The following is an 18,407-nucleotide window of genomic DNA, read 5'->3' as shown; positions in this document are numbered from 1 at the left end:
CCGGTAGCTCGTGAGGGGCGCGCATTATAGCGAACCGCCTCTCCGCAGCAAGCCTTTTTTGCAGGCTTTTTTCAGTGCCGAAACCGCTGCCCGAAGGCGCCCTGTTTCGAACTGAAGGACTCGCGGGAGCCCTGTGCGGAGCCGCTTGCGGCTCCGTCGAAGTGGCGCGCATTATAGCGGCCATTCCGACCCAGGCAAGCTCTTTTGTGAAGAAGTTTTCTTAAGAAAATCAATCACTTGGAGCCGCCACCTCACTGCTCATCAAGCAGCGAGGGCGCGAACTATACGGACAAGAACCCCCTGACGCAAGTAGTTTTTTGCGTCACCGCCTCTGTTTTCCGGAATATTCCGGTTTGGGGGAGGGGCCTTGGCCCGCGGTGACAGGTTTCCCTGTCGCCACTTCGTAACTCTAGTATCACAAATCGCGCTTCACCAGCGACATGACACTATTTTTGCCCCTGATCGCTGTCGTCCGATTCCCTGCCTGACTCATCACCCGATTTCCCGGCCAAAGCCGGGACCGGCTTGCGCCCACGAGTCACGCGCCAGAGCCAGATGGCCGGGCCAGACAGGGTGTACACCACCGCCAGAGCCAGCAACACTCTTGGAGGATCAATGGTGACCAGACTGAAGATCAGAATTACCGCCAGCATCATGACAAAGGGAACGCGCCCCTTGAAGTCGAGGGTCTTGAAGCTGGTGTAGCGGAAGTTGGATACCATCAGCAGCCCTGCGGCCACGGTCACCAGCGCCGCAACGATACCAAGCCCCATCCCCACATCCGCGTCGTGGCCGGCCCACACCATACTGGCCACAATCGCCGCGGCAGTCGGACTGGCCAGGCCAATGAAGACCCCCTTATCCACGGTACCGACCTGGGTGTTGAACCGGGCCAGACGCAAGGCAGCACAGGCCGCATACAGGAAGGCGGCAGCCCAACCGAGCTTGCCCAATGGACCAAGCCCCCAACTGAACACCACCAGCGCCGGCGCCAACCCGAAAGAGACCATGTCAGAGAGGCTATCGTACTGGACACCGAAGGCACTCTGGGTGTCGGTAAGCCGTGCCACCCTACCATCGAGACCGTCGAGGATCATGGCGGCAAAGATGGCAATGGCCGCCGCTTCAAAGTTACCCCCCATCCCGGCGACGATGGCATAGAAACCACTGAACAGGGCACCGGTAGTGATGAGGTTGGGCAGCAAGTAGACCCCCCGGGCGCGCACTTTCTTGCCGCTGGCCGACACTTCCTCTTCCACATGCTCATCGACGGGTAGTCGAATCTCTTCCGCGGAAGTACGAGGCACCTCTTCGCCCCGCTCCCTGTTCTCTTCCCCTTTATCGCTCATAGCATCTCCGTTTCAGCATCATGCAACCGGCGAGTGTACAGTGAAGGCCGCATGCGGGCACAGCCCAAAAAAAAGCGGCGGGGTTTCCCCCGCCGCTCCAACCGGTCAAAGCAGCAGCCTCAAATTCAGCTGTTGCCCTCGGTCTTGTCGATGATCTTGTTGGCCTTGATCCAGGGCATCATCGCGCGGAGTTTCGCGCCCACCTGCTCGATCTGGTGCTCGGCACCAATCCGGCGCTCTGCTTTCAGACGCGGCTGGCCAGCGAGAGATTCCAGCATGAAGTCCTTGGCAAAGCGGCCCGCCTGAATATCTTTCAGTACGCGCTGCATTTCCGCCTTGGTCTCTTCGGTGACAATCCGCGGGCCGGTGACATAGTCACCATACTCGGCGGTATTGGAGATAGAGTAGCGCATATCGGCAATGCCACCCTGATACATCAGATCTACGATCAGCTTGAGCTCGTGCAGGCATTCGAAGTAGGCCATCTCGGGAGCATAGCCAGCCTCAACCAGCGTCTCGAAACCGGCAGTAACCAGCGCTGACACACCACCACAAAGTACCGCCTGCTCGCCAAACAAGTCGGTCTCTGTCTCCTCGCGGAAGTTGGTCTCGATGATACCGGAGCGGCCACCGCCATTAGCGGACGCATAGGAGAGCGCCAGGTCCTTCGCCTTGCCGGAAGCGTCCTGGTAAACCGCGATCAGCGTTGGTACACCACCACCCTCGAGGTAGGTGGAGCGCACAGTATGGCCCGGGCCTTTTGGCGCAATCATGATCACATCCACATCCTTCGGCGGTTCGATCAGCTCGAAGTGGATATTGAAACCATGGGCAAAGGCCAGTGCTGCTCCGGGCTTCAGGTTGGGGCCAACCTGTTCACGGTAGATCGCCGCCTGGTACTCGTCCGGAGCCAGGATCATGACCACGTCGGCATCCTTCACCGCATCTGCAACTTCCGCAACACGGAGGCCGGCTTTTTCCGCCTTGGCCCAGGAGCTGGAGCCCTTACGCAGGCCGACAACCACATTTTCAACACCGGAGTCTTTCAGGTTGTTGGCGTGGGCATGGCCCTGGGAGCCGTAACCGATGATGGCAACGGTCTTCTGCTGGATGATGGACTGGTCGCAATCTTTGTCGTAATAAACTTGCATTGTTTTATTCCTGCTTTCTGCTAAATCAAACACTCAAAACTTTTTCACCACGGGCAATCCCCGAGACCCCGGAACGAACCACCTCCATGATGGTGTGCTCCCCCAGCGCCTGAAGGAAGGCATCCAGTTTCTCGCTGGTGCCCGCCACCTGCACGGTATACATGTTGCTCGTGACATCGACGATCTGGCCGCGGAAGATATCCACGCTGCGCTTTACCTCATCGCGTTGTGCACCGGTCGCACGCACTTTCACCAGCAACAACTCGCGTTCAATGTGGGATCCCTCCGTCAGATCCACCAGCTTTACCACATCGATCAACTTATTCAGGTTTTTGGTCACCTGCTCGATTTTGTGGTCGTCGCCGATGGTAACCAGCGTCAGCCGAGACAGCGTAGCGTCCTCTGTCGGGGCAACAGTGAGACTCTCGATGTTGTAGCCGCGCTGGGAAAACAGCCCCACAACCCGGGACAATGCACCGGGCTCATTCTCCATCAATACTGAAACTATTCTGCGCATCTCAATGATTCCCTAGGTCCGCTCCGTCTTACTCAGCCACATATCCCGCATGGAGCCATTGGGCATTACCTGCATGGGATAAACGTGTTCGGAGGGATCCACATAGACGTCGATGAAGACCGTCCGATCCTTGATGGCAAATGCCTCGCGCAGCTTGCCGTGCAACTCGTCACGATGCTGGATCTTCATGCCGAGATGCCCGTAGGCTTCCGCCAGTTTGACGAAATCCGGTAACGACTCCTCGTAGACACTGTGGGACAGGCGCCCTTCATACTGCATTTCCTGCCACTGCTTCACCATGCCAAGCGCCTGGTTGTTCAGGCACAGGATCTTCACCGGCAGGTGGTACTGGGTGGCAGTGGAGAGCTCCTGAATACACATCTGGATACTGCCTTCGCCGGTCACACACACGACATCGCTATCCGGATGGGCGATCTTCACCCCCAGTGCCGCGGGCAGACCGAAGCCCATGGTGCCGAGGCCGCCGGAATTGATCCAGCGCCGCGGCTTGTTGAACCGATAGTACTGGGCAGCGAACATCTGGTGCTGACCCACATCAGAGGTGACAAATGCATCCCCTTCCGTGATCTCATGCACCGCGCTGATCACTTCCTGCGGCATCAGCATGTCACCGTCGGTGCGGTAGCGGGGCGCCGCATAGATGCCATGGCGCTCACGCCAGTCGTCGATCTGCCGCCACCAATCGACAATTGCCGACTGATCCGGCTGGTCATCGGAGGCCTTCAGCATATCGAGCATATCGCCGAGTACCGATTTCACCGTGCCCACGATGGGGACGTCGGCAACGATCGTCTTGGAGATGGACGCCGGATCAACATCCACGTGGATGATCTTCGCCCCCGGACAGAACTTGCCGGGCGTGTTGGTCACGCGATCGTCAAAGCGTGCGCCGACCGCCAGTATCACGTCCGCATGGTGCATTGCCGTATTGGCTTCGAACGTGCCGTGCATCCCCAGCATACCGAGGAAGCGGCGATCCGTGCCGGGGTAAGCACCCAGCCCCATCAGGGTGTTGGTCACCGGGAAATTGAGCAGCTGCGCCAACTCTGTCAACTGCTCGGAACCCTCACCCTGAACCACGCCGCCGCCGGCATAGATAACCGGTCGCTTGGCGGACAGCAGCAGCGCGATGGCCTTGCGAATCTGCCCCGTATGTCCCTTCCCCGCCGGGGTATAGGAGCGCATGCGCAACTTTTCCGGAAAACGGTAGGGAAAACGATCCGCGGGGTTGGTGACATCTTTGGGAATATCGATCACCACCGGTCCTGGTCGGCCGGTACTGGCGATATAAAAGGCTTTCTTTACCACCGCGGGAATTTCTTCGGCGTTCTTGACCAGAAAACTGTGCTTCACGATCGGCCGCGAGCAGCCGACCATGTCGGTTTCCTGGAAAGCATCCTCACCGATCTTGTCACTGGGTACCTGACCGGAAATCACCACCATCGGAATGGAGTCCATGTAGGCGGTGGCGATACCAGTAATCGCGTTAGTCGCACCGGGGCCGGAGGTCACCAACACCACACCCACTTTGCCGGTGGAGCGGGCGTAACCATCCGCCGCGTGAGTTGCACCCTGTTCATGGCGCACCAGAACGTGCTTGATCTTCTTCTGCCGAAAGATGGCGTCATAGATATGTAACGCCGACCCACCGGGGTAGCCGAAAATCAGATCTACCCCTTCATCCTGCAGCGCGCGAACCAACATATCGCCGCCGGAGAGTAATTCCACGGGAGCCCCCTAAGTTTTGACGAAAATTAGGATATTCATCACTCGAAAGACCAGAAAATGCCGCCAAACGAGGATGCCAGAGGCGATTGTAAAGGAAAAAGGTGACGAATATCAGCCTGAAACGCACTTTTTAGGCAATTTTTAGGATAACTTCATCGATCGCCGCGAGTGCGCCAATCTGCAGCAGCCGAAACTACTCTGGACACTCAGGCCTCCGGGGGTGGGGAGAGCCGTCTCGACGGATGTTGACGGGCGATTGGCCCGGGGGAGGAAGAAACCCTGCACGCTGGGATGGCGTGCGGACCGCAGGGTGCGCGGCAGTCTCTGCTTGTCGAGGAGGAAACCGATTGTGCAAACTCAGCCGAAGCTGTCAACTGGTGCGCCGGCCATCACACTTTGCAACCAAAGTGTTAAAGGCGTTATAGGCAAGCGTGCCCGGGCCTGTACAATGGGCACAGACGTCCAAGCTTATAAGATCCGAAAAAGACTGAGGCCTTCCATGCGCACTGCTCTCGCGATGCTCGCAACGGTTACGACACTGTCCCTGGCACTGACCGCCCATGCAGACGGCATTTACAAGTGGGTAGATGAAGACGGCGTAGTGCACTTCGGCTCTCAGCCACCACAGGCGGAAAAACAGGTGGAAGTAGTCCGCAAGCCGAAGACCGAGCGTTATCGGCAGTGGGAGGCCGAGCAAGTGGCGACCCAGGTCGCAGCAAAAGGTGAGGCTGAGGATCCAGAAAAAGTGGACAGCGCGACTCAGGACGCAGCGCCCAAACAACAGGACTCAGAAATACAGCAGCTGACCAAGGCCGAGATGGCTGTCAGGGCACAGCGCTGCCGACTGGCCCAGAGCAACCTCCAGGAACTCCACAGCCACAGCCGTGTGCGCGAAATTGGCGCCGATGGTAAACAGCGCGTGCTACCAGAGGAGGAGCGCCAGGCGCGGATCGCCAAAGCAAAACAAATCATCAGCGAAAACTGCTGACCCCTTTCCGCTTCAGGCCGCATCGGCACCTGCTGCTCATAGAAAAGGCGACCCCAGGGGTCGCCTTTCTTGTAGAGGCAATCAACAACCTATTTCTTGGTGGGCATCAGTACCCCGTCAATCACATGAACCACACCATTTGAACTCATGATGTCGGCCTGGATCACCGTAGCGGTATTCCCTTTGGTGTCCGTCACCGTTACTTTGCCGCCGTCCACTCTCAGGGTCAGTTCTTCGCCCTGCACAGTCGCGACCTTGGCATGTCCGCCGCCCTTTCTGGTCAGGTCCATTACCACGGCGGCAGTCGCCTTACCGGGCAGCACGTGATAACCGAGAACTTTCTGCAGCTTGCCCTTGTTTTCCGGTTTCAGCAACATATCCACGGTACCCGCCGGCAATGCTGCAAAGGCGTCGTTGGTAGGTGCAAAAACAGTGAAGGGACCCTCGCTGTTCAGGGTATCCACGAGATCAGCGGCCTTGACTGCCGCCACCAGAGTCGACAACGCTTCCGCCCCAGCGGCGTTGGCGGCAATCGTCTTGCTTTCATCCGCCTGTAACGCCCCACAGTAGAGCGCGGCAAGCATCAGTGGTGCCAGCAAGAAACGGGCAAAAAGAAATTGCAATGAACGCATAATTCTACCTCCAGAGTGAAGCTCTCACTTCCTCGGTTGGCCAGATGCCCACCCGGACTGAGTTGAGCTGCCCGTGAGTATAGGGTCGGCCAATTGTCTCCCACAGCAATGTGCTGCGAACGCGGTCATCACTCCATCTGCCCGCACTGCTCAGGCCTCCACCCTCTCTTGCGGCGAGCGACCGTAATCACGACCGAGGTAGGAATACATGGCCGGCACCACAAACAGGGTAAACAGGGTGCCGATGGTCATCCCTGTGGCCACCACCAGCCCCATAGCAAACCGCGCACCGCCACCGGGCCCTGCGGCAATCAGCAGCGGCACCATGGCGAGCACCAGCGATGCCGTCGTCATCAGGATCGGACGCAGCCGGATGGCGGCGGCCTGCTCAATCGCTTCGCGCTTGCTGTGACCATCCTGCTGTAACTTGTTGGCAAACTCCACGATCAGGATGCCGTGCTTGGAGATAACGCCAATCAGGGTCACCAGCCCCACCTGCGTATAGATGTTCATAGTGGTGAGGCCGAGACTGACGAAGATCATCGCCCCACAGACACTCATGGGCACCGTCACCAGCATGATCAGCGGGTCGCGCCAGGATTCGAACTGGGCCGCCAGCACCAGGTAGATGACGATCAGGGCGAAGAAAAAAGTCAGCACCAGCTCCGACCCTTCCGCCTTGTACTGGCGCGACTGACCTGAATAGTCGATGGAATAACCCGGGGGCAAGATCTCTCCCGCCGCTCCCTCCAGCACATCCAATGCCTCACCAAGGGTGATGCCGGGTCGCGGAACACCGGAAATGGTCACGGCATTCAATTGCTGGAAGCGTTTCAGTTGCTGCGGTTCGACCGTCTCCCGCAGGCTGACCAGCGTCGATAACGGCACCAGCTGGCCGTTACCCGCCCGGATGTAGTACTGCCTGAGCTGGTCACCGGTCAGTCGCTCACGGCGCACCACCTGCGGAATCACCTTGTAACTGCGATTGTCCAGCGAGAAGCGATTGACATATGCCCCCGACATCATCGCGCCCAGCTCCCGACTGAGTTCCGCCATGGTAACGCCGATGGAGGCCGCCTTGTCACGGTCGATGGTAACGGCCAGCTTGGGTTTATCGATCTTGAGGTCCGAATCAAGGAAGATGAACTTGCGGCTGGCCAGCGCGCGTCCCATGATTTCGTCGGCGAATCCAGCCAGGTTCTCCATCGGCTCGGTGGAACCGATGACAAACTCCACAGGCAGGTTGCCTCCGGCAGTGGGCAGGCTGGGGGGCACCACCACGGCAACCTTCAACCCGGCGATCTGCGCCACTTCGCCACTGATGATTTCCTGCATTTCTTTCGTGTCTTTATCGCGCTTGTTCCACGAGTCCAGCACGAAGCCGGCAATCGCGCTGTTGGTGGCATTGGCCGCACCGCCGACACCATTGAGCAGGAACAGGTTTTCCACTTCCGGGTTGCGCTCGGCGATTCCATTGAGCTCGCGGGTGAACAACTCCAGATAATCGAGGGTGGCATAGGCGTCTGCGGAAGAAATGGTCAGCACAAAGCCACGGTCCTCGTCCGGCTCCAGCTCCGCCGGGCTGGTGACAAACAGGAAGTAGCAGCTGGTAATGACGATGAGCCCAAACACCAGGATCACGAAGCGATCGTCAAGGGCGCCGTGCAGGCGGCGCTGGTAGGCATTCTGCAAACGGTCAAACCGTTCTCCCAGCCAGCGCTCCAGACGCGACCCGCCACTTTCACTATGAGGACGCAGGATTTTCGAGGCCATCATTGGTGACAGGGTCAGGGCTACCACCCCGGACAGCAGTACGGCGCCGGCCAGCGAGAAGGCGAACTCCAGGAACAATGTGCCAGTGAGGCCACCGAGAAAACCGATCGGCAGGTAAACCGCAATCAATGTCGTGGTCATCGCTACCACTGGCCAGGCCAGCTCCCTGGCACCAACGATGGCGGCTTCCTTCGGGCTCATCCCCTCTTCGATATGGCGGTGGACGTTTTCCAGTACGATGATGGCATCGTCGACCACGATACCGATCGCCAGCACCATGGCCAGCAGTGTCAGCAGGTTGATGGAGAATCCCATCAGCAACATCAGGAACAGTGCCCCGATCAATGACAGGGGCACGGCAACGGCCGGAATCACCACGCTGCGCAGAGAGCCCAGAAACAGGTAGATGACCACGATGACGATCAGTACCGCCTCGATGATGGTCTTGATCACCTCGTTGATGGAGTCCTGGATATATTCGGTGCTGTCGTAGGGGATCTCCCCGATCATGCCCTGGGGCAGCTGCGGAAAAATCTCCTGTTCGAGCTTCGCCCGCACCGCGCGGATCACATCCAGGGCATTGGCATCTGGCGCCACTTCCACGGCGATAAACGTCGCCGAGCGTCCGTTGAACGTGACCGAGCTTTCGTAAGATTCCGAGCCCAGCTCCACTTCTGCGATGTCCCCCAGGCGGACAATGCGGTCGCCGTCGGCACGTACCACTAATTGCCTGAAGGCGTCTTCGGTAGCGATATCGGTGTCGGCCGAGATTTCGACGGTGACCATGGTGCCTTTGGTTCTGCCGACAGCGGACAGGACGTTGTTGGCCCGCAGTGCGGCACTCACATCCCCGGAGGTGACACCAAAGGCCGCCATGTCGGCGGGGCGCAGCCAGATGCGCATGGCAAAGGTGCGGTTGCCGAGCAGCCTCGCCCGCTGCACCCCGGGGATTGTGGACAGTTTCGGCTGCACCACGCGGGTCAGGTAATCGGTGATCTGGTTGTTATCCAGCAGTTCAGAGGAAAAGGACAGGTACATGGCGGCCACGGTCTGGCCGATGGCCATGTCGACGGTGGAATCCTCAGACTCCTCCGGCAGCTCGCTGCGCAGTTTGTTGACCTTGGCCACCACCTGGGTGAGGACCTCATTGGCGTTGTACCCCAGGCGCACATACGCCTGGATGGTGGAAAGCCCCTGCACGCTGGTGGACACCATATAATCGATGCCATCGGCGGTGGCCACCTCCTGTTCCAACGGTGTGGTGATAAACCCCTGCACCAGATCCGCGTCGGCGCCGACGTACACCGTGCTGACGGTGATGACCGCGTTCTCCAGCTCCGGGTACTCCCGCACATTGAGTTCCGTCGCCGCGCGCAGGCCGAGCAACAGCAGAAACAGGCTCACCACTGTGGCCAGTACCGGCTTGCGAATAAAGATCTCGGTAAAATTCACCCGCGCTTCCCTGCCTGCTCCTGCGTGCGCTTCAACGGTTTTCCGGCGTCGGGGTCATGTCAGCAGGCGGTTTGTTCTCGTTGTTGATGATCACGGCGCCCTCGTTGCGCAGCTTCAACAGTCCGCTGGTTGCCACTTGCTCACCCGGTTGCACACCTTTGCGGATTTCCACCAGGTCCCCGCGCTCTTCGCCGGTCTCCACCACCCGCCGATTGGCGATGTAGCCCTCCCCCTCAGTCGCGCGCTGTAACACGAACACCGAGTTACCATAGGGTGCGAACCGGATCGCCGTGCGTGGTAACACCAGCACACTGCGCTCAGCCGCCAGCTCCAGGGTGATGTCCGCATACATGCCGGGGCGCAGCTCAAGCCCGTCGTTGGGCAACGTCGCCTGTATGAGGAAGTTGCGACTCTCGTTATCCACCCGCGAATCAATCGCACTGACCTGCCCGGAAAATGTCTTCTCCGGATAGGCCCCGGTGCGCAGAGTCACAGGCTGGTCTGACTGGACGCGGGCAAAGTGCTGCTCGGGCAGGGAGAAGTCCGCATAAATCGGTGCAAGCTGCTGCAGGGATACCACCGCGTCTCCGGGGCTTACATTCTGGCCAAGGTCCACCTGGCGGATTCCCAACTGGCCGGAAAACGGTGCCTTGACCCGGCGCTCTGCTACCGTTGCCCGCTGCACTTCAATGCTGGCGAGCACCTGTTCCAGGGTACTGAGGGCATCATCCAGCTCCGCATCTGTAGTCACGCCCCGGCCGTGCAGTTTCCGGATCCGCTCGTAATCCCGCCGCGCCAGCTGCAGCTCCGCCTCCAGCACTTTGAGTTGGGCCCGCTCCGGTTCGGCGGCAAGTTCCACCAGCAGGGCGCCCTCCTGCACGGTTTCACCGGATTGGAAATGAATGGCGCTGACCACGCCCTGAGCCTGGCTGGTGACGTCCACACCATTGACGGCTCTCAAGGTCCCTACGGCAGTGAGTCGCTCTTGCCAGGTCTGCTGCTCCACCGCCGCAGAGGTGACCGTGGCGGGTGGCAATGCCATGGTGTCGAAAGCGCGGTTCATCATCATCTTGCCGAACATCTTGAAGGCAAAGATTCCGCCAAACAGCAGCAGGCAGCCGAGCAGCATCAGCAGCATGGGCTTGTTGAACACTCGGTTTTTTCCTGCCACTCACAGTCCTATTGCTTATCCGTCGCCTGGCACCAGCAATGCCTTTGCGCTGAGCACACCATCGCAGACAGCATAGGCAATCAGTGCGGTGAGCAGTGCGACACAGCAGGGGTGACGCGGCAAAGCCTGTGGGGAAAGCGTGTGGAGAAAACCTGTGAGGAAAGCCTGGGGACAGTGGCTTGCTGGCCAGCCCAGCACATCGAAGATGAGGCATGGAGGGAGAGAGAGGGCGGCGGGAGAGGACCCGCCGCCGTGGCAATCAAGTGCGAAATACTGCCTTGTCGCCCTCGACATCGGCATGGATGGTATCGCCGGGTGCAAATTTGCCTGCCAGGACTTCCTGAGCCAGCGGGTTTTCCAGCCACATCTGGATGGCGCGCTTCAGTGGACGGGCGCCATAGACCGGATCGAAGCCCACCTCGGAGAGCTTGTTGAGTAGCTCGTCCGAGATCTCCAGTTTGAGATCGCGGTCGGCCAGGCGCCGGCGCAGATGGTCCAGTTGGATTTCGGCGATCTCGCGCACCTGCTCACGGCCGAGGGGATGGAAAACCACCACCTCATCGATGCGGTTGATGAATTCCGGGCGGAAGTGGTCGCCGACCACCTCCATCACCGCGTTTTTCATCTTCCGGTAACGGATCTCGCTGTCGATCTCGTCCTCTTCTTCCGTACTGGCGTATTTCTGGATCAGGTCCGACCCCAGGTTGGAGGTCATCACCACGACGGTATTGCGGAAGTCCACCGTGCGGCCCTGTCCATCGGTCAGGCGGCCATCTTCCAGTACCTGCAACAGGATGTTGAACACATCCGGGTGCGCCTTCTCCACCTCATCCATCAGGATCACCGAGTAGGGTTTGCGGCGCACCGCTTCGGTCAGGTAACCCCCCTCCTCGTAACCCACATAGCCGGGGGGCGCACCGATCAGCCGCGCCACGGAGTGCTTCTCCATGAATTCCGACATGTCGATGCGCACCATGGCGTCTTCGGTATCGAACAGGAACTGTGCCAGTGCCTTGCACAATTCGGTCTTGCCCACACCGGTGGGACCGAGGAACAGGAAGGAGCCGTTGGGCCGGTTGGGGTCAGCGAGGCCGGCGCGGGAGCGGCGCACAGCATTGGAGACCGCGTTGACCGCTTCGTCCTGGCCGATGACGCGGGCGTGCAACGCCTCCTCCATGCGCAGGAGTTTTTCGCGCTCACCCTCGAGCATTTTCGACACCGGGATACCGGTCCAGCGGGAGACCACCTCCGCCACTTCCTCGTCGGTCACGCGGTTGCGCAGCAGGCGCGGCTCTTCCGCCGTCTCGCTATCCGCAGTGGATGCCGCCTGCAGCTGCTGTTCCAGTTGCGGAATCACGCCGTACTGCAATTCGGACATCCGGGTCAGGTCGCCAGCGCGGCGCGCCGCTTCCATATCCAGCTTGGCCTGCTCCAGTTTTTCCTTGATATCGTGGCTGCCGGCCAGCTGCGCTTTCTCGGCTTTCCAGACTTCCTCCAGGTCGGCATATTCCTTCTCGATCTGGTCGATGTCCTCTTCCAGCTTGGCGAGTCGCTTGCGCGCCGCCTCATCGCCCTTGTCCTTCTTGACCGCCTCGCGCTCGATCTTGAGCTGGATCAGCCGGCGCTCCAGTTTGTCCATCGCTTCCGGCTTGGAGTCGATCTCCATACGGATACGGCTGGCCGCTTCATCGATCAGGTCGATGGCCTTGTCCGGCAACTGGCGGTCGGTGATATAGCGCTGGGACAGGCGGGTAGCGGCGATGATAGCCGAGTCGGTGATATCCACGCCGTGGTGTACTTCGTAGCGCTCTTTCAGCCCGCGCAGAATGGCAATGGTGTCTTCTTCCGAGGGTTCATCCACCAGCACCTTCTGGAAGCGGCGTTCCAGCGCGGCGTCCTTCTCGATATATTTGCGGTACTCGTCCAGAGTGGTGGCGCCCACACAGTGCAACTCGCCGCGGGCCAGGGCGGGCTTGAGCATATTGCCGGCATCCATGGCACCCTCCGCCTTACCGGCGCCAACCATGGTGTGCAGCTCGTCGATAAACAGGATGATGCGCCCTTCCTGTTTCGACAGTTCGTTCAGTACCGCCTTCAGGCGCTCTTCAAATTCGCCGCGGAACTTCGCGCCGGCCAGCAGGGCCCCAAGATCCAGCGACAGCAGGCGCTTGTCCTTAAGACCCTCCGGTACTTCACCGTTGACGATGCGCTGGGCCAGCCCCTCGACGATGGCGGTTTTACCCACGCCAGGCTCGCCAATCAGTACAGGATTGTTTTTGGTGCGGCGCTGCAACACCTGGATGGTACGACGGATTTCGTCGTCGCGACCGATCACCGGGTCCAGCTTGCCGGCCACGGCACGCTCGGTCAGGTCCATGGTGTATTTGTCCAGCGCCTGACGTGCATCTTCCGCTGACGGGTCGTCAACTTTCTCGCTGCCGCGCACTTTTTTGATCGCAGCTTCCAGCTGCTGAAGATCGCCATTGGCGCGAAGTATTTTTGCCACCTCGCCGGCGGCGGGGTCGAAGGCCGCCAGCAGCACGGTCTCGCTGGCAATGTAGGAGTCGTTGTTCTGCTGCGCTTTCTTGTCAGCGAGATTGAAGAGCCGCACCAGCTCCTGCGACATACCCACATCGCCCGTGGGCGCACTGATGGTGGGCAGGGCATCGAGTCGCTTGGCCAGGTCGTTGCGCAGACCGTTCAGGTTGAAACCGGCCTGGGAGAGAAAAGCCGGGACACTGCCGTTGTTCTGGTTCAGCAGCGCCTGCAGCAGGTGTTCGGGGTAAATCTGGTTGTGGTCGCGGCCGACAGCGACCGACTGCGCATCGGCAATCGCTGACTGGAGCGGGTTGGTCATACGGTCTATGCGCACGGAAAAATCCTCTTACGGTTTGATGCGACAGCACAGCTTCTGAGTCTAGTAACTGATGTGCGGTCGGTTGAGGCTTTTTCAATACGTGACGTGTGGTCTTTCGAAGGATCAGGGTTGCAGCCAGATCAGGCTTGCCATGCGGCCGGTAGTTTTGTCGCGACGGTAGGAGAAAAAACTTTCCGCGTCGGTGACCGTGCAGCGATCGCCGCCATAAATCGCGCTCACCCCCAGCGACTCCAGCTCAGCCCGCCCCAGACCGTAGATATCGGCGAGAAAATGCAGGGGCTTTTTGCTGTGCGGGCGGAAACACTGTGCCATCTTCTCCGCATGGTCGGCGCTCTGCGCGCTCTCGAAGAATGCCTCAAGTACATCGACACCGGTTTCGAACGCATTCGGGCCGATCGCCGGGCCGAGCCAGGCCAACAGGTCCTCCGGCGCACAGTCGAGGGCCTCGACCGCGTTGCGAATCACGCCACCAGCCAGCCCGCGCCAGCCGGCGTGCACGGCCGCCACCCGTGTGCCCTGCCGGTCACACAGCAGCACCGGCAGGCAATCTGCCGTCAGCACCGCACAGACCACACCCGGGCTGCCGGTGAAGCTGGCATCGGCAGTGCGCACGACACCGTCATGGTGGGCCTCCACCACCCTGTCACTGTGGATCTGCTCTAGCCACTGGGGCTCCGCAGGCAACTGCAATTCCTGCTGCAATTGCCGGCGGTTGGCCGACACAGCGATCTCGTCGTCACCGACATGATTGCCCAGATTGAAGGAGCTGTAGGCGCCCTCACTGTGCCCCCCGCTGCGCAGGGTGACCGCCGCGCGCACCGCAGCGGGCGCGGGCCAATCCGGAAACAGGTAGTGATCGAGGGCCATGGTTTCTCCCGGGGTCCCGGCGCGAAACGATCATCGCGCCCATGAATAGCGACAGGGCCTGAATCGAGTGTAACGGTGCCGGCATTGCGGCACCGGAAATCCTCTCAGCCGACCCGTAAGCTGGTCAGCAGGTTGAGCATATCCTCCGGCATCGCGGCGCTCCAGTGCAGTGTCTCGCCGGTCTGCGGATGCTGCAGGGACAATTCAGCCGCGTGCAGGGCCTGGCGTGGAAACGCCTGCAGTGTTGCCAGTAATCCCGGGGAGGCCCCCGGGGGCAGGCGGCCGCGGCCGCCGTAGAGAGGGTCCCCTACCAGCGGGTGATGGATATGGGCCATATGGACCCGGATCTGGTGAGTGCGCCCGGTTTCCAGCTGGCAACGCAATAATGTGTGGGCCGGGAAACGTTCCACCACACGGTAGTGAGTGATCGCTTCCCTGGCACCGGCAGCACCCGCGGGCAGCACTGCCATCTTGAGGCGATTCTGCCGGTGACGACCGATGGGGGCATCGACGGTGCCGCCGGCCGTCATGGCGCCCTGGGCAACGGCATCGTAGAGACGACTGACCGTGCGCTCCTTGAGCTGATCGACCAGGTTTGCCTGCGCAGTCAGCGTCTTGGCCACCACCACTAGGCCGCTGGTGTCCTTGTCGAGCCGGTGCACGATCCCGGCCCGGGGGATCTTCGCCAGCGCCGGGCAGTGGTAGAGCAGGCCGTTCAGGAGGGTACCATCCGGGTTGCCGGCGGCGGGATGCACCACCAGGCCGGCGGGCTTGTTGATCACCAGCAGGCTGTCATCTTCATGGACCACATTGAGGGACAGGTCCTCGGCCTGCCATTCCCCCTGGGGCTCCAGCTCGGCGCGCAGTGCCAGCTGCTCACCACCGAACAGCTTGTCCTTTGGCTTGCCGCGGCGGCCATCCACGGTCAGCGCACCGTCCTTGATCCAGGCCTGCAGCCGGGCGCGGGAATAGTCGGGAATTAATTCGGCTGCCACCTGGTCAAACCTCTGACCGGCCAGGTGGGAAGGTACTACGATGTCCACTCGGATCAGGTCGGTCATACTCAGGGCCTGCGGGCACGAAAACTTTGGGCAGATCCACGACTGTGGTTAAATGTCGGGCCGCCCCCGGGATGAACGGATGGCGCGTAGTTTAATAAGGTAGAGAGTAATAATGATAGAGCGAGGCACTATGCAGGCCTGGAAAGCCCTGTGGTTGGTGGTAATGTCCGCAATCGTGGTCGCCTGTGCCAGCACCGATGAGTCAGAAGAGGGTCTGCCCTCTGGCAGCCGCACCGAGCAGGCATTCTATGAAGCCGCCCAGCGGCAGCTGCGGTCCAGCCAGTGGGACCTGGCGATCAAGAACCTGCGCGCGCTGGAAGACAACTTCCCCTTCGGCAGCTATGCCGAGCAGGCGCAGCTGGAGCTGATCTACGCCTATTACCGCAATTACGAGAACGATGCTGCCATCGCCTCGGCAGACCGCTTCATCCGCCTGCACCCCCAACACCGCAATGTGGACTATGCCTATTACATGAAGGGCCTGGCATCCTTCACCGAGGGCACCGGCCTGTTTGAGCGCTTCCTGCCCACCGACATGACCCGGCGCGACCCGGGCTCCGCCCGCGAGTCCTTTGCCTATTTTGCCCAGCTGATGGCCCGCTTCCCCGAGAGCCGTTACGCGCCGGACGCACAGAAACGCATGATCCACCTGCGCAACCTGCTGGCGCGCTACGAGATCCATGTGGCCAACTACTACTTCAAGCGCGGCGCCTACCTGGCCGCCACCAACCGCGGCCGCTTCGTGGTGGAAAACTTCCAGCAGACCCCGGCAGTGCCGGATGCGCTGGCGGTCATGGTGCAGGGTTACCACCTGCTGGAGATGCCTGAGCTGGAGGCCAACTCCCTGCGCGTGCTGCAGGCCAACTACCCGGACCACCCGGCCTTCCGCCGTGACGGCACCTTCAACTACAATTACTACAAGGGCGCCAGCGGCCGCAACATCGTGCACCGCCTGACGCTGGGCCTGTTCGAGAAGTCCGATCCGCGTGGCTTTGACAGCCGCGAGCAGTACAACATCGAGTACCGCCGCGAGGAAGCTCCGCTGCCGCCGGAACTGATGTGATTGCCGGCCCCTGATCCGAAGCAAAAACGGCGCCATAAGGCGCCGTTTTTTTATGCAACCGCCGCGGGTTACTCCCCGGCCTTCCAGCCATTGGTAATCGGATAGCGCCGGTCGCGGCCGAAGCCCCGCCGGGAGATACGCACTCCCACCGCCGACTGGCGCCGCTTGTACTCATTGCGGTCGACCAGCCTCACCACCCGCTCGACCACCTCGCGCTCGAAGCCATCGGCCACGATCTCGGCGGCACTCATATCCTGGTCCACATACAGGTGCAGGATCTGGTCGAGGACGTCGTAATCCGGGAGGCTGTCGGAATCCACCTGGTCCGGCGCCAGCTCGGCACTGGGCGGCCGCGTGATGACGGTCTCCGGAATCACCTCCGACAGGGTGTTGCGATAACGGGAAAGCGCATAGACCAGTGTCTTGGGCACATCCTTGAGCGCGTTGTAGCCACCCACCATGTCGCCGTAGAGCGTCGCGTAACCCACCGCCATCTCACTCTTGTTCCCGGTGGTCAGCACCATGGCGCCCTTCTTGTTGGAGATGGCCATCAGCAGCACCCCGCGGGAGCGGGCCTGCAGGTTTTCTTCCGTGGTATCCCGCTCCAGCCCCTCAAACTCACTGGCCAGCGCACTCATGAAGGCATCGAAGATGGATTCGATGCTGATGACCCGGTAGTGGACTCCGAGGCGCTGGGCCTGGTCCGCGGCGTCGTTGCGGCTCAGTTCCGAGGTGTAGCGGAACGGCATCATCACCGCCTCGACGCGGTCACTGCCGAGCGCATCGACTGCAATGGCCAGGGTCAGGGCCGAATCGATACCGCCCGAAAGACCCAGCACGACACCGTTGAAGCCATTCTTGTTGACGTAGTCCCGCACGCCCAGCACCAGGGCCTGGTAGACGGAGGCGAGATCCTCCTGGGCCGGGGTGATCTCTCCGGGCCGCAGCGACACCGCGCCATCACTGTGCTCCACCGTCAGTGGCAGCAGCTTCTCGGTGAATTCCGGTGCGCGCACCGCCAGCTTACCCTGGCTGTCCACGGCGAAGGAGCCGCCGTCAAACACCAGTTCGTCCTGGCCGCCTACCCAGTTGACGTAAACGATGGGCATTTTGCCGGCCCGCGCCTGGGCACCCAGCAGTTCCAGCCGCTCCTGCGCCTTACCGCGGTGAAAGGGCGAAGCATTGATGTTGAGCATCAGCTTTGCGCCCGCCGCCGCAGCCTGGGCCACAGGCTGGGGATGCCAGATGTCTTCGCAGATGGTGATGGCCGTCGGAATGCCGGCAATGTCCACCACGCAGGGTTTGTCCCCGGCAACGAAATAGCGCAGCTCATCGAATACCTGGTAGTTGGGGAGCTTCTGCTTGGCGTATTCGGCCACCAGTTCGCCGTCCACCAGCAAGCCCGCCATGTTGAATACGGCCCCGGCCACCACCCGCGGATAACCGATCAGTACCGCGCATGGCAGCGCAGCCGCTTTGAGCTGCGCCAGCGCCGCGTCAATGCGCCGCTGCATACTCGGGCGCAGCAGCAGGTCCTCCGGCGGGTAACCGCACAGGGTCAGCTCCGGGAACATCACCAGGTCGGCACCGTGTTCCCGGTGGGCCTCGCGGGCAGTGTCGATCACGCGCTCCGTATTGCCGGGGATATCCCCCACCAGGGAATTGATTTGTGCCAGCACTAGCTGCAAAGTAGACATCTTCTCACCTCGGTCCATACAGACCGCAATTGTACCGCGAGCCGGACGCCGTCAGCACC

The 18,407-nt window shown here is 60.8% G+C and carries 13 protein-coding genes; 2 read left to right on the top strand and 11 right to left on the bottom strand.

Going from position 1 to position 18,407, the window contains the following annotated elements:
• Positions 1 to 446 precede the first annotated feature (446 nt).
• The 4 genes from pssA to LVD12_RS15990 all read right to left on the bottom strand — a co-directional run bounded on the left by pssA (position 447) and on the right by LVD12_RS15990 (position 4,766).
• Entirely contained in the window at positions 447 to 1,349 is a 903-nt protein-coding gene (pssA, locus tag LVD12_RS16005) for a CDP-diacylglycerol--serine O-phosphatidyltransferase (protein WP_237068714.1), read from the bottom strand.
• Between the two features lie 125 nt (positions 1,350 to 1,474).
• Positions 1,475 to 2,500 (bottom strand): ketol-acid reductoisomerase, encoded by a 1,026-nt coding sequence (gene ilvC, locus LVD12_RS16000; protein WP_237068713.1) that lies wholly within the window; start codon positions 2,498 to 2,500, stop codon positions 1,475 to 1,477.
• A gap of 25 nt (positions 2,501 to 2,525) precedes the next feature.
• Positions 2,526 to 3,017 (bottom strand): acetolactate synthase small subunit, encoded by a 492-nt coding sequence (ilvN, locus tag LVD12_RS15995; RefSeq protein ID WP_237068712.1) that lies wholly within the window; start codon positions 3,015 to 3,017, stop codon positions 2,526 to 2,528.
• 12 nt (positions 3,018 to 3,029) lie between these two features.
• Positions 3,030 to 4,766: an acetolactate synthase 3 large subunit gene (locus LVD12_RS15990; RefSeq protein WP_237068711.1), complete on the bottom strand. Its 1,737-nt coding sequence runs from the start codon at positions 4,764 to 4,766 to the stop codon at positions 3,030 to 3,032.
• A 499-nt stretch (positions 4,767 to 5,265) separates the two neighbouring features.
• Here LVD12_RS15990 and LVD12_RS15985 point away from each other — a divergent pair, with 499 nt between their 5' ends.
• On the top strand, positions 5,266 to 5,754 hold the full coding sequence (locus LVD12_RS15985; RefSeq protein ID WP_237068710.1) for a DUF4124 domain-containing protein: 489 nt from the start codon (positions 5,266 to 5,268) through the stop codon (positions 5,752 to 5,754).
• A gap of 89 nt (positions 5,755 to 5,843) precedes the next feature.
• On the opposite strand, the gene LVD12_RS15980 is transcribed toward LVD12_RS15985, so the two are convergent.
• The 6 genes from LVD12_RS15980 to rluD form a co-directional block, all read right to left on the bottom strand.
• On the bottom strand, positions 5,844 to 6,386 hold the full coding sequence (locus LVD12_RS15980) for a fasciclin domain-containing protein (RefSeq protein ID WP_237068709.1): 543 nt from the start codon (positions 6,384 to 6,386) through the stop codon (positions 5,844 to 5,846).
• A 150-nt stretch (positions 6,387 to 6,536) separates the two neighbouring features.
• Complete coding sequence (locus LVD12_RS15975; protein ID WP_237068708.1) at positions 6,537 to 9,611, bottom strand: efflux RND transporter permease subunit; 3,075 nt, start codon at positions 9,609 to 9,611, stop codon at positions 6,537 to 6,539.
• A 31-nt stretch (positions 9,612 to 9,642) separates the two neighbouring features.
• Complete coding sequence (locus LVD12_RS15970; RefSeq protein WP_237068707.1) at positions 9,643 to 10,764, bottom strand: efflux RND transporter periplasmic adaptor subunit; 1,122 nt, start codon at positions 10,762 to 10,764, stop codon at positions 9,643 to 9,645.
• Between the two features lie 277 nt (positions 10,765 to 11,041).
• A complete protein-coding gene (gene clpB, locus LVD12_RS15965; protein ID WP_237068706.1) occupies positions 11,042 to 13,654 on the bottom strand; it encodes an ATP-dependent chaperone ClpB in 2,613 nt (870 codons plus the stop codon).
• A gap of 108 nt (positions 13,655 to 13,762) precedes the next feature.
• Positions 13,763 to 14,527: a peptidoglycan editing factor PgeF gene (gene pgeF / locus LVD12_RS15960; RefSeq protein WP_237068705.1), complete on the bottom strand. Its 765-nt coding sequence runs from the start codon at positions 14,525 to 14,527 to the stop codon at positions 13,763 to 13,765.
• A gap of 104 nt (positions 14,528 to 14,631) precedes the next feature.
• Entirely contained in the window at positions 14,632 to 15,588 is a 957-nt protein-coding gene (rluD, locus tag LVD12_RS15955) for a 23S rRNA pseudouridine(1911/1915/1917) synthase RluD (protein WP_237068704.1), read from the bottom strand.
• Positions 15,589 to 15,718: 130 nt separating this feature from the next.
• On the opposite strand from rluD, the gene LVD12_RS15950 reads away from it, so the two are divergent.
• The gene (locus LVD12_RS15950; protein WP_237068703.1) at positions 15,719 to 16,651 is read left to right on the top strand and encodes an outer membrane protein assembly factor BamD; all 933 of its coding nucleotides are present in this window, start codon (positions 15,719 to 15,721) and stop codon (positions 16,649 to 16,651) included.
• Positions 16,652 to 16,719: 68 nt separating this feature from the next.
• Here the strand turns inward: LVD12_RS15950 and LVD12_RS15945 are convergent, their stop codons facing one another.
• On the bottom strand, positions 16,720 to 18,348 hold the full coding sequence (locus tag LVD12_RS15945; protein ID WP_237068702.1) for an NAD+ synthase: 1,629 nt from the start codon (positions 18,346 to 18,348) through the stop codon (positions 16,720 to 16,722).
• Positions 18,349 to 18,407: the final 59 nt, after the last annotated feature.

The organism is Microbulbifer guangxiensis (assembly GCF_021729075.1).
In the GTDB taxonomy this organism is placed as follows: Bacteria; Pseudomonadota; Gammaproteobacteria; order Pseudomonadales; family Cellvibrionaceae; genus Microbulbifer; species Microbulbifer guangxiensis.
The sequence above is the reverse complement of the archived record's forward strand: the minus strand, read 5'-3'. Positions and strand labels throughout refer to the sequence as shown.

Coding starts and splice junctions, on each gene's coding strand:
- pssA (WP_237068714.1), bottom strand. CDS start 1,349: ATGAGCGATAAAGGGGAAGAGAACAGGGAGCGGGGCGAAGAGGTGCCT.
- ilvC (WP_237068713.1), bottom strand. CDS start 2,500: ATGCAAGTTTATTACGACAAAGATTGCGACCAGTCCATCATCCAGCAG.
- ilvN (WP_237068712.1), bottom strand. CDS start 3,017: ATGCGCAGAATAGTTTCAGTATTGATGGAGAATGAGCCCGGTGCATTG.
- LVD12_RS15985 (WP_237068710.1), top strand. CDS start 5,266: ATGCGCACTGCTCTCGCGATGCTCGCAACGGTTACGACACTGTCCCTG.
- LVD12_RS15980 (WP_237068709.1), bottom strand. CDS start 6,386: ATGCGTTCATTGCAATTTCTTTTTGCCCGTTTCTTGCTGGCACCACTG.
- pgeF (WP_237068705.1), bottom strand. CDS start 14,527: ATGGCCCTCGATCACTACCTGTTTCCGGATTGGCCCGCGCCCGCTGCG.
- rluD (WP_237068704.1), bottom strand. CDS start 15,588: ATGACCGACCTGATCCGAGTGGACATCGTAGTACCTTCCCACCTGGCC.
- LVD12_RS15950 (WP_237068703.1), top strand. CDS start 15,719: ATGCAGGCCTGGAAAGCCCTGTGGTTGGTGGTAATGTCCGCAATCGTG.
- LVD12_RS15945 (WP_237068702.1), bottom strand. CDS start 18,348: ATGTCTACTTTGCAGCTAGTGCTGGCACAAATCAATTCCCTGGTGGGG.